The sequence below is a fragment of the Leclercia sp. W17 genome, from assembly GCF_003336325.1.
Taxonomy (GTDB): Bacteria; Pseudomonadota; Gammaproteobacteria; order Enterobacterales; family Enterobacteriaceae; genus Enterobacter.
Genome location: NZ_CP031101.1, coordinates 3958932 through 3970341, shown reverse-complemented (window position 1 = coordinate 3970341; position 11410 = coordinate 3958932). Strand labels below are relative to the sequence as shown.

General features: G+C 52.5%; 10 protein-coding genes. 9 read left to right on the top strand and 1 reads right to left on the bottom strand.

Features of this window, described 5'->3' with window-relative positions:
* Positions 1-34: 34 nt before the first annotated feature.
* Positions 35-829 (bottom strand): type I methionyl aminopeptidase, encoded by a 795-nt coding sequence (gene map / locus DVA44_RS19795; RefSeq protein ID WP_103178331.1) that lies wholly within the window; start codon positions 827-829, stop codon positions 35-37.
* A gap of 321 nt (positions 830-1150) precedes the next feature.
* Here map and rpsB point away from each other — a divergent pair, with 321 nt between their 5' ends.
* The 9 genes from rpsB (at position 1151) to bamA (ending at position 11378) form a co-directional block, all read left to right on the top strand.
* Positions 1151-1876 carry a 30S ribosomal protein S2 gene (gene rpsB, locus DVA44_RS19790; RefSeq protein WP_103178332.1) on the top strand — a complete coding sequence of 242 codons (726 nt, stop codon included), beginning with the start codon at positions 1151-1153 and terminating at the stop codon, positions 1874-1876.
* Between the two features lie 117 nt (positions 1877-1993).
* Entirely contained in the window at positions 1994-2845 is an 852-nt protein-coding gene (tsf, locus tag DVA44_RS19785; RefSeq protein WP_103178333.1) for a translation elongation factor Ts, read from the top strand.
* A gap of 149 nt (positions 2846-2994) precedes the next feature.
* A complete protein-coding gene (pyrH, locus tag DVA44_RS19780) occupies positions 2995-3720 on the top strand; it encodes a UMP kinase (RefSeq protein WP_032616613.1) in 726 nt (241 codons plus the stop codon).
* A gap of 168 nt (positions 3721-3888) precedes the next feature.
* Positions 3889-4446, top strand: a complete 558-nt coding sequence (frr, locus tag DVA44_RS19775) for a ribosome recycling factor (RefSeq protein ID WP_103178334.1) — start codon at positions 3889-3891, stop codon at positions 4444-4446.
* 92 nt (positions 4447-4538) lie between these two features.
* A complete protein-coding gene (gene ispC / locus DVA44_RS19770) occupies positions 4539-5738 on the top strand; it encodes a 1-deoxy-D-xylulose-5-phosphate reductoisomerase (protein ID WP_114387911.1) in 1200 nt (399 codons plus the stop codon).
* 185 nt (positions 5739-5923) lie between these two features.
* Positions 5924-6682 (top strand): (2E,6E)-farnesyl-diphosphate-specific ditrans,polycis-undecaprenyl-diphosphate synthase, encoded by a 759-nt coding sequence (gene ispU, locus DVA44_RS19765; RefSeq protein WP_103178336.1) that lies wholly within the window; start codon positions 5924-5926, stop codon positions 6680-6682.
* A 12-nt stretch (positions 6683-6694) separates the two neighbouring features.
* The gene (cdsA, locus tag DVA44_RS19760) at positions 6695-7552 is read left to right on the top strand and encodes a phosphatidate cytidylyltransferase (RefSeq protein ID WP_039030306.1); all 858 of its coding nucleotides are present in this window, start codon (positions 6695-6697) and stop codon (positions 7550-7552) included.
* An 11-nt stretch (positions 7553-7563) separates the two neighbouring features.
* The gene (gene rseP, locus DVA44_RS19755) at positions 7564-8916 is read left to right on the top strand and encodes a sigma E protease regulator RseP (protein WP_114387910.1); all 1353 of its coding nucleotides are present in this window, start codon (positions 7564-7566) and stop codon (positions 8914-8916) included.
* 29 nt (positions 8917-8945) lie between these two features.
* Positions 8946-11378 carry an outer membrane protein assembly factor BamA gene (bamA, locus tag DVA44_RS19750; protein ID WP_114387909.1) on the top strand — a complete coding sequence of 811 codons (2433 nt, stop codon included), beginning with the start codon at positions 8946-8948 and terminating at the stop codon, positions 11376-11378.
* The last annotated feature ends 32 nt before the right edge of the window (positions 11379-11410 follow it).

The window sequence follows — 11410 nt, the reverse complement described above, 5'->3', positions numbered from 1 at the left end:
GCCATTAAAAAAGCCGGCATTTGCCGGCTTCTTATCATGCGTCTTGCGAGAGTATCGCCGGGATGGTGTCATCCTTGCGTAACGTCAGAATTTCGCAGCCGTTGTCTGTCACCACAATAGTATGCTCGTACTGGGCAGACAAGCTCCGGTCTTTGGTTTTCACCGTCCAGCCATCCTTCATGGTACGGATGCGGTAATCGCCGGAGTTGACCATCGGCTCGATGGTGAAGGTCATGCCCGCCTGCAGCACCACGCCGCCGTCATCAGCATCATAGTGCAGAACCTGCGGCTCTTCGTGGAACACACGGCCAATACCGTGACCGCAGTATTCGCGCACCACAGAGAAACCCTGGGCTTCAACGAATTTCTGAATCGCCGCACCGAGAGTACGCAGGCGAATGCCAGGCTTAACCATCTTCAGCGCCAGATAAAGGCTCTCCTGGGTCACCTTGCACAGGCGCTCACCCAGAATGGTGGGTTTGCCGACGATGAACATCTTAGAGGTGTCACCGTGGTAGTCATCTTTAATGACGGTCACGTCGATGTTAACGATGTCGCCATCTTTCAGCAGTTTTTCGTCATCCGGAATGCCGTGGCACACCACTTCATTAATAGAGATGCAGACGGATTTCGGGAAGCCGTGATAGCCGAGGCAGGCGGAGACCGCGTGCTGCTCGTTCACGATATAGTCGTTACAGATGCGATCCAGTTCGCCCGTGCTAACGCCCGGCTTAACGAACGGCTCGATCATTTCCAGCACTTCAGCGGCCAGACGACCGGCGACGCGCATCTTTTCAATTTCTTCAGGTGTCTTAATAGAGATAGCCATGTAATCTGTCCATCAGTGTCGTTTTTTTCGACAATACTAGTCTAAGTGTTGTCAATGGTAACAGTCAGGCGCACATGCTGCCAAACTGAGATTCCTTTACCGCACACACCGCTAACAATAGTTGGTTTCGGGTAGCGATTTGTGATATAAAGCGCGCCGGACTTCCGATCCATTTCAGATACACAGGATGGACGGGAGCGACAAATCTCACTTTGTGTAACAACACACACGTATCGGCACATATTCCGGGGTGCCCTTTGGGGTCGGTAATATGGGATACGTGGAGGCATAACCCCAACTTTTAAATAGAGGTTTTAAAACATGGCAACTGTTTCCATGCGCGACATGCTCAAGGCTGGTGTTCACTTTGGTCACCAGACCCGTTACTGGAACCCGAAAATGAAGCCTTTCATCTTCGGCGCACGTAACAAAGTTCACATCATCAACCTTGAGAAAACTGTACCAATGTTCAACGAAGCCCTGGCTGAGCTGAACAAGATCTCTTCCCGTAAAGGTAAGATTCTGTTCGTTGGTACTAAGCGCGCTGCAAGCGAAGCTGTGAAAGAAGCTGCTAACAGCTGCGACCAGTTCTTCGTGAACCATCGCTGGCTGGGCGGTATGCTGACTAACTGGAAAACCGTTCGTCAGTCCATCAAGCGCCTGAAAGATCTGGAAACCCAGTCTCAGGACGGTACTTTCGAAAAGCTGACCAAAAAAGAAGCGCTGATGCGCACTCGTGAGCTGGACAAGCTGGAAAACAGCCTGGGCGGTATCAAAGACATGGGCGGCCTGCCGGACGCACTGTTCGTTATCGATGCTGACCACGAGCACATCGCAATCAAAGAAGCTAACAACCTGGGTATCCCAGTATTCGCAATCGTTGATACCAACTCCGATCCGGACGGTGTTGACTTCGTTATCCCGGGTAACGACGATGCAATCCGTGCTGTTAGCCTGTACCTGAGCGCTGTAGCTACTACCGTTCGTGAAGGCCGTTCCCAGGATCTGGCTTCTCAGGCGGAAGAAAGCTTCGTAGAAGCTGAATAATAAGGTTCTACCCCTTATTAGTACCGTGTATGAATAGGGGCCAATTATCGGCCCCTTTTTTCAATTTATACTGTTTGGCTTCTGGCCGGGCAGTTCACATCTCCCGAGGATTTTAGAATGGCTGAAATTACCGCATCCCTGGTAAAAGAGCTGCGTGAACGTACTAGCGCAGGCATGATGGAGTGTAAGAAAGCGCTGGTTGAAGCTAACGGCGACATCGAGCTGGCTATCGAAAACATGCGTAAATCCGGTGCGATCAAAGCAGCTAAGAAAGCAGGCAACGTTGCTGCTGACGGCGTGATCAAAACCAAAATCGAAGGCAACTTCGGCGTGATTCTGGAAGTTAACTGCCAGACTGACTTCGTTGCTAAAGATGGTGGTTTCCAGGCATTCGCTGACAAAGTACTGGACGCAGCTGTTGCAGGTAAAGTGACTGATGTTGAAGTCCTGAAAGCACAGTTCGAAGAAGAGCGCGTTGCGCTGGTAGCGAAAATCGGTGAGAACATCAACATCCGCCGTGTTGCTATCCTCGAAGGTGACGTACTGAACAGCTACCAGCACGGTGCACGTATCGGTGTTCTGGTTGCGGCTAAAGGCGCTGACGAAGAGCTGGTTAAACAGCTGGCAATGCACGTTGCTGCAAGCAAGCCAGAATTCGTTAAGCCAGAAGACGTCTCTGCTGAAGTGGTAGAAAAAGAGTACCAGGTTCAGCTGGACATCGCCATGCAGTCTGGCAAGCCAAAAGAGATTGCAGAGAAAATGGTTGAAGGCCGCATGAAGAAATTCACCGGCGAAGTTTCTCTGACTGGTCAGCCATTCGTTATGGATCCAAGCAAATCTGTTGCGCAGCTGCTGAAAGAGCACAACGCTGACGTAACTGGCTTCATCCGCTTCGAAGTGGGCGAAGGCATCGAGAAAGTTGAGACTGACTTCGCAGCAGAAGTTGCTGCAATGTCCAAGCAGTCTTAATCAGCGAAAAGAAGCCGCCTGAGGGCGGCTTCTTTTTGTGTACGGCAGTGTAATTCAGCCAGACGCCTATAGAGTCTGTGTTGAGATGCGATATATCATGTCGCCAGAATTAACCTCATCTTAATCGTTGACAGTCCCAGGAAAGAAATATGGCTACCAATGCAAAACCTGTTTACAAACGTATTCTGCTTAAGCTGAGTGGCGAAGCGCTGCAGGGGTCGGAAGGCTTCGGTATTGACGCAAGCATCCTTGACCGCATGGCGCAGGAGATCAAAGAACTGGTTGAACTGGGCATCCAGGTTGGCGTAGTCATTGGCGGTGGTAACCTTTTCCGTGGTGCAGGGCTGGCAAAAGCTGGCATGAACCGCGTTGTGGGCGATCACATGGGTATGTTGGCAACGGTCATGAATGGCCTGGCAATGCGTGATGCCCTGCATCGTGCCTATGTGAATGCGCGCCTGATGTCCGCTATTCCGTTGAATGGCGTCTGTGATAACTACAGCTGGGCCGAAGCGATCAGCCTGCTGCGCAATAACCGCGTGGTGATCCTCTCCGCCGGTACGGGTAATCCGTTCTTTACGACCGATTCCGCAGCCTGTCTGCGCGGTATCGAAATCGAAGCCGATGTGGTGCTGAAAGCCACCAAAGTGGATGGCGTGTTTACTGCCGATCCGGCAAAAGATCCTGCGGCAACCATGTACGATCAGCTGACCTATAGCGAAGTACTGGATAAAGAGCTGAAAGTGATGGATCTTGCCGCCTTCACGCTGGCTCGTGACCACAAATTGCCGATTCGTGTCTTCAACATGAATAAGCCTGGCGCGCTGCGTCGCGTTGTAATGGGCGAAAAAGAAGGCACTTTGATCACGGAATAATTTCCGTCGACGATAAATACAGGTAAGATTCCGCTCTACTTTCTATGGGTTTCTTACCTGGACACGCCCCGGGCGTTGTCATGAATTAAACGGGACTATACTTAGCACATCATTAACGGTGGTGCTGGCGGATAGTCTGCCTGAGACAAGTTTTCAAGGATTCGTAACGTGATTAACGACATCAGAAAAGATGCTGAAGTACGCATGGATAAATGCGTCGAAGCGTTCAAAAACCAAATCAGCAAAATTCGTACAGGCCGTGCTTCCCCAAGCCTGCTGGACGGCATCGTGGTGGAGTACTACGGTACGCCAACGCCACTGCGTCAGCTGGCTAACGTGACGGTCGAAGATACCCGTACGCTGAAAATCAACGTGTTTGACCGCTCTATGGGCCCGGCCGTTGAGAAAGCGATCATGGCCTCCGATCTGGGTCTGAACCCAAGCTCAGCCGGTACCGACATTCGCGTTCCACTGCCACCGCTGACTGAAGAGCGTCGTAAAGACCTGATCAAAGTGGTTCGTGGCGAAGCCGAGCAGGGCCGTGTCTCCGTACGTAACGTTCGCCGTGACGCGAACGATAAAGTGAAGGCGCTGCTGAAAGAGAAAGAGATCAGCGAAGACGACGATCGCCGTTCCCAGGACGACGTTCAGAAACTGACTGACGCCGCTATCAAGAAAATTGACGCGGCGCTGGCAGAAAAAGAAGCAGAGCTGATGCAGTTCTGATTTCTGTCGTAATCTGATAAAACGCCGTACAGAAGGCCTTTGGGCTTTGCTGGCGGCGTTTTGCTTTTCTGGTTCACTTTTCCGGGCATCTCATGAAGCAATTAACTCTCCTTGGCTCGACCGGCTCAATCGGTTGCAGCACTCTCGATGTTGTTCGCCATAATCCAGACCACTACGCGGTGGCCGCCCTTGTCGCAGGCAAAAACGTTCATCGTATGGTGGAACAGTGCCTGGAGTTCACCCCGCGCTACGCGGTGATGGATGATGAAGCGAGCGCCCGGCAGGTTAAGGCGTTGCTGGCGGAGAAGGGCAGCCGTACCGAGGTGCTGAGCGGGCCAGAGGCCGCCTGTGAAATGGCCGCGCTGGACGACGTCGACCAGGTCATGGCCGCTATCGTCGGCGCGGCGGGGTTACTGCCTACGCTTGCCGCGATCGATGCCGGAAAATCCGTTTTGCTGGCCAATAAAGAGTCGCTGGTGACCTGTGGTCGCCTGTTTATGGACGCCGTGAAGCGCAATGGCGCACGCCTTTTGCCGGTAGATAGCGAACATAACGCGATTTTTCAGAGTTTACCGCAACCCTTTCAGGAGAACCTGGGGTACGCTGATCTCGAGCAGAATGGCGTCTCTTCTATCCTGCTTACCGGGTCTGGTGGCCCGTTCCGTGACACGCCGCTGTCTGAACTGGTCTCAATGACCCCGGATCAGGCATGCCGTCATCCGAACTGGTCGATGGGGCGTAAAATCTCCGTTGATTCGGCCACCATGATGAATAAAGGTCTGGAATATATTGAAGCCCGCTGGTTATTTAACGCCTCGGCAACGCAGATGGAAGTGTTGATTCATCCCCAGTCGGTGATCCACTCCATGGTGCGTTATCGTGATGGCAGCGTGATGGCGCAGTTAGGTGAACCTGATATGCGCACGCCTATCGCCCATACGATGGCCTGGCCAAACCGCGTAAGCTCAGGCGTTAAGCCACTCGATTTTTGTAAGCTGAGTGCGCTGACGTTCAGCGCGCCGGATTATCAGCGTTATCCGTGTCTGAAGCTGGCGATGGAGGCCTTCGAGCAGGGGCAAGCGGCGACGACCGCACTTAACGCGGCGAATGAAATCGCTGTCGCCGCCTTCCTCGAAAAGCAGATCCGCTTTACGGATATCGCTGCGCTGAACCTGTCTGTGCTTGAGGCGATGGATCTACGCGAACCGCAAAGTGTGGATGACGTATTGACCGTCGACGCAAAAGCGAGGCTCACGGCGCAAAAAGCGGTGACGCACCTCGCAAGCTGGTGATAATCCACCCGCAGGTGGTCTTGCTATTTGTTAGCGTTGGGCTTCAGTGATATAGTCTGCGCCACCTGATTACGGGTAGTTGACGTTCTGTGGTCAGGTAAGCCGTGGTATGACACGGCTTTTTTACGTAAAGGCTTCAGTATTCCTGAGTACCGTTAAATCCTTTCAGGGACCAAAAACGCGTTATGTTGTCTGCGAACCAACCAATAAGCGAAAACTTGCCGGCTCATGGCTGTCGTCATGTAGCAATCATCATGGATGGCAATGGCCGCTGGGCGAAAAGACAAGGGAAGATCCGAGCCTTTGGGCATAAAGCTGGGGCGAAATCTGTGCGCCGCGCGGTTTCTTTTGCCGCCAATAACGGCATTGACGCGTTAACGCTCTATGCTTTCAGCAGTGAAAACTGGAATCGACCTGCGCAGGAAGTTAGCGCGTTGATGGAATTGTTCGTGTGGGCGCTAGACAGCGAAGTAAAAAGCCTGCACCGCCACAACGTTCGCCTGCGTATTATCGGCGATACCAGTCGTTTTAACTCACGTCTGCAGGAACGCATTCGTAAAGCGGAGGCGTTGACCGGGCAAAATACCGGCTTAACGCTCAATATCGCTGCGAATTATGGCGGACGTTGGGATATTGTCCAGGGTGTGCGGCATTTGGCTGAACAGGTTCAGGAAGGGCTTTTAAGGCCGGACCAGATTGATGAAGAGGCGCTGAGCAAGCAAATCTGCATGAGTGAACTGACACCCGTGGATTTAGTAATTAGGACAGGGGGAGAACATCGCATCAGTAACTTTTTGCTGTGGCAAATTGCCTATGCCGAACTTTACTTTACAGATGTTCTTTGGCCCGATTTTGATGAACAAGACTTTGAAGGTGCGCTGCATGCCTTTGCCAATCGAGAGCGTCGTTTCGGTGGTACCGAGCCTGGTGGCGAAAACGCCTGATGGGGGTAGCTTTTGCTGAAGTATCGCCTGATTTCTGCGTTTGTTTTAATACCTGTTGTCATCGCGGCGCTGTTTTTACTGCCTCCGGTGGGATTTGCGATTGTCACACTGGTCGTTTGCATGCTGGCGGCGTGGGAATGGGGACAGCTTAGCGGCTTTACCTCGCGTTCCCAGCGGGTATGGCTGGCGGTGCTGTGCGGCTTGATGCTGGCGCTGATGCTCTTCATGCTGCCAGAGTATCATCACAATATCCATCAACCGATCATTGCAGGTTCGCTCTGGCTTTCGCTGGGATGGTGGCTGGCAGCGTTGCTGCTGGTGCTCTTCTATCCGGGCTCTGCCTCGCTGTGGCGTAACTCGAAAGTGCTGCGCCTCTGCTTTGGGCTATTTACCATCGTTCCTTTCTTCTGGGGAATGCTTGCCCTCCGCACCTGGCACTACGACGATAACCCATACAGCGGCGCGTTATGGCTGCTTTATGTCATGATTCTCGTCTGGGGGGCTGACTCTGGCGCCTATATGTTTGGTAAACTGTTTGGCAAACATAAGCTGGCCCCGAAAGTCTCTCCGGGTAAAACCTGGCAGGGCTTTATCGGCGGTCTGTTTACGGCGGCGATTATCTCCTGGGGTTACGGCGTATGGGCCAACCTCGAGGTCGCACCGGCAACATTATTGGTCTGTTCAATTGTCGCAGCGCTGGCTTCCGTGCTGGGTGATTTGACCGAGAGTATGTTTAAGCGTGAAGCAGGGATCAAAGACAGTGGCAATCTCATTCCAGGGCACGGTGGTATCCTGGATCGCATAGACAGCCTGACGGCGGCAGTACCCGTGTTTGCCTGCCTGTTTTTGCTGGTGTTTGGGACGATTTAACGGAAGGTTTTATGCTTAGCATTCTCTGGAATCTGGCGGCATTCATTGTTGCACTGGGTGTACTTATCACGGTGCATGAATTTGGCCATTTCTGGGTTGCTCGGCGCTGTGGCGTGCGTGTTGAGCGCTTTTCCATTGGCTTTGGTAAAGCGCTCTGGCGTCGTACCGATCGCCACGGCACAGAATTTGTTATTGCCCTCATCCCTTTAGGCGGCTACGTCAAGATGCTGGATGAACGCGTAGAGTCGGTTGCTCCTGAAATGCGCCACTACGCGTTCAACAACAAAACTGTTGGTCAGCGCGCCGCTATCATTGCTGCCGGTCCGGTTGCAAATTTCATCTTTGCTGTCTTTGCTTACTGGCTGGTGTTTATCATCGGTGTCCCTGGCGTTCGTCCGGTTGTTGGTGAAATTACACCCAACTCCATCGCGGCAAGCGCGCAAATTATTCCGGGGATGGAACTTAAAGCAATTGATGGCATCGAAACCCCTGACTGGGATGCCGTTCGGTTGCAACTGGTCGCCAAAATTGGTGATGAGAGAACCACCGTCAGCGTGTCATCTTTCGGTTCAGAGCAGCGTCAGAATAAAATTCTGGATTTGCGCCACTGGACCTTTGAGCCGGACAAAGAAGATCCTGTTGCGGCATTAGGTATCCGGCCGCGCAGCGCGCAGATTGAACCGGTACTGGCTGAAGTCCAGGCTGATTCAGCAGCGCGTAAAGCAGGTTTGCAAGCTGGCGACAGGATCGTTAAAGTCGATGGTCAGCCTTTAACGCAATGGATGACCTTTGTTACTCTGGTGCGTGATAATCCAGGAACGCCGCTGGCGCTGGAGATAGAAAGGCAGGGGAGTCCGCTCTCCTTAACGTTGATTCCGGATACCAAGCCGGGCGGCGGAAAGGCTGAAGGGTTCGCAGGCGTGGTGCCTAAAGTGATCCCGCTGCCTGATGAGTACAAGACAATACGCCAGTATGGGCCGTTCAGCGCCATCCTTGAAGCCACGGATAAAACATGGCAACTGATGAAGCTGACCGTGCAGATGCTGGGGAAATTGATTACCGGTGATGTAAAACTGAACAACCTCAGTGGGCCGATCTCGATCGCTCAGGGGGCTGGGATGTCAGCAGAGTTCGGGGTGATTTACTATCTGATGTTTCTTGCGCTCATTAGCGTGAACCTCGGGATAATCAACCTGTTCCCACTTCCCGTTTTAGACGGGGGCCATCTGCTGTTTTTAGCGATAGAGAAGCTAAAAGGCGGGCCGGTATCCGAGCGAGTTCAAGACTTTAGTTATCGCATTGGTTCGATTTTACTGGTGCTGTTAATGGGGCTTGCACTTTTCAATGATTTCTCTCGGTTGTAAGAGAGTGTTAGGAAGAACGCATAATAACGATGGCGATGAAAAAGTTGCTCATAGCGTCGCTGCTGTTTAGCAGCGCGACCGTATACGGTGCTGACGGGTTCGTAGTGAGAGATATTCATTTCGAAGGCCTTCAGCGAGTCGCCGTTGGTGCGGCCCTCCTCAGTATGCCAGTGCGCCCAGGCGACACGGTTAATGATGAAGACATTAGTAATACCATTCGCGCCCTGTTTGCCACTGGCAACTTTGAGGACGTTCGCGTTCTGCGCGATGGTGATACGCTACTGGTTCAGGTGAAAGAGCGCCCGACAATTGCGAGCATCACCTTCTCCGGCAACAAGTCGGTGAAAGACGATATGCTCAAGCAGAACCTTGAGGCCTCTGGCGTTCGCGTTGGCGAATCCCTGGATCGCACCACCCTCTCTGATATTGAGAAAGGGCTGGAAGATTTCTACTACAGCGTCGGTAAATACAGCGCCAGCGTGAAAGCAGTTGTCACGCCGCTGCCGCGTAACCGTGTCGATCTGAAACTGGTCTTCCAGGAAGGTGTTTCCGCGAAGATTCAGCAGATCAACATCGTTGGTAACCATGCATTCAGCACCGATGAACTGATCTCAACGTTCCAGCTGCGTGATGAAGTGCCGTGGTGGAACGTTGTCGGCGACCGTAAGTATCAGAAACAGAAACTGGCGGGTGACCTCGAAACCCTGCGCAGCTATTATCTGGATCGCGGTTACGCCCGTTTCAACATTGACTCGACTCAGGTCAGTCTGACTCCGGACAAGAAAGGCATCTACATTACCGTTAACATCACTGAAGGCGATAAATATACGCTTTCGGGCGTTGAAGTAAGCGGTAACCTCGCGGGCCATTCTGCGGAGATTGAGAGCCTGACCAAACTGCAGCCGGGTGAACTCTATAGCGGTTCCAAAGTCACCAAAATGGAAGACGGCATTAAAAAGCTGCTCGGCCGTTATGGTTACGCTTACCCGCGCGTTCAGACCCAGCCTGAAATCAACGATACGGATAAAACCGTTAAGCTACACGTAAACGTCGATGCGGGTAACCGTTTCTACGTGCGTAAGATCCGCTTTGAGGGTAACGATACCTCCAAAGATTCTGTCCTGCGCCGCGAAATGCGCCAGATGGAAGGGGCGTGGCTGGGCAGCGATCTGGTTGATCAGGGTAAAGAGCGTCTGAACCGTCTGGGTTACTTCGAAACGGTGGATACCGACACCCAGCGTGTGCCAGGTAAACCGGATCAGGTCGACGTGGTCTATAAGGTGAAAGAGCGTAACACCGGTAGCTTTAACTTTGGTGTCGGTTACGGCACAGAGAGTGGCGTTAGCTTCCAGGTGGGTGTACAGCAGGATAACTGGTTAGGTACGGGCTACTCCGTGGGTATCAACGGTACCAAGAACGACTACCAGACTTACTCAGAGCTCTCTGTGACTAACCCTTACTTCACCGTTGATGGTGTGAGTCTGGGCGGTCGTATCTTCTATAACGACTTTAAAGCGGATGATGCGGACCTGTCTTCGTATACCAACAAAAGCTACGGCGTTGATGGTACGCTCGGCTTCCCGGTTAACGAATATAACACCCTGCGTGCGGGCTTAGGTTACGTCCATAACGACCTGTCCAACATGCAACCGCAGGTGGCAATGTGGCGTTATCTGGACTCTATTGGGCAGTCGGCGAGCAAGTCCGGTGATGACAACGGCTTTGCTGCCGATGACTTCACCTTCAACTATGGCTGGACGTACAACCGTCTCGACCGTGGTTTCTTCCCGACCGAAGGTTCGCGCGTCAACCTGAACGGTAAAGTTACGGTCCCGGGCTCAGATAATGAGTTCTATAAAGTCACCCTTGATACCGCGTCCTACTTCCCGATCGACGAAGATCATAAATGGGTGGTTCTGGGCCGTACGCGTTGGGGTTATGGCGATGGTTTAGGTGGCAAAGAGCTGCCATTCTATGAAAACTTCTACGCCGGTGGCTCAAGTACCGTACGTGGCTTCCAGTCCAACAACATTGGTCCGAAAGCAGCTTACTACGGCGGTAACGACGAAGATAACTGCGACAAACCAGCCACAGATGGTTCTGGCAATACAAACGTTTGTAGCTCTGATGATGCAGTTGGTGGTAACGCCATGGGTGTCGCCAGCCTGGAGTTTATTACCCCTACGCCGTTTATCAGCGATAAGTATGCCAACTCCGTTCGTACCTCCTTCTTCCTGGATGCGGGTACCGTATGGGATACTAACTGGGAAAATACCAGTGCGACCAGGGCTGCAGGTATTCCGGACTACAGCGATCCGAGCAATATTCGTATGTCTGCGGGTCTCGCACTACAATGGATGTCACCGCTGGGGCCGTTGGTCTTCTCTTACGCCCAGCCGTTTAAGAAATATGATGGAGACAAGGCGGAGCAGTTCCAGTTTAACATTGGTAAAACCTGGTAATTGTCCGTCGCAAAGGAATGCGTTGGCAGTGT

What these genes read in the sequence shown, in the direction of transcription:
- map (WP_103178331.1), bottom strand. Translation starts at nt 829, where the DNA reads ATGGCTATCTCTATTAAGACACCTGAAGAAATTGAAAAGATGCGCGTC.
- rpsB (WP_103178332.1), top strand. Translation starts at nt 1,151, where the DNA reads ATGGCAACTGTTTCCATGCGCGACATGCTCAAGGCTGGTGTTCACTTT.
- tsf (WP_103178333.1), top strand. Translation starts at nt 1,994, where the DNA reads ATGGCTGAAATTACCGCATCCCTGGTAAAAGAGCTGCGTGAACGTACT.
- pyrH (WP_032616613.1), top strand. Translation starts at nt 2,995, where the DNA reads ATGGCTACCAATGCAAAACCTGTTTACAAACGTATTCTGCTTAAGCTG.
- ispC (WP_114387911.1), top strand. Translation starts at nt 4,539, where the DNA reads ATGAAGCAATTAACTCTCCTTGGCTCGACCGGCTCAATCGGTTGCAGC.
- ispU (WP_103178336.1), top strand. Translation starts at nt 5,924, where the DNA reads ATGTTGTCTGCGAACCAACCAATAAGCGAAAACTTGCCGGCTCATGGC.
- rseP (WP_114387910.1), top strand. Translation starts at nt 7,564, where the DNA reads ATGCTTAGCATTCTCTGGAATCTGGCGGCATTCATTGTTGCACTGGGT.
- bamA (WP_114387909.1), top strand. Translation starts at nt 8,946, where the DNA reads ATGGCGATGAAAAAGTTGCTCATAGCGTCGCTGCTGTTTAGCAGCGCG.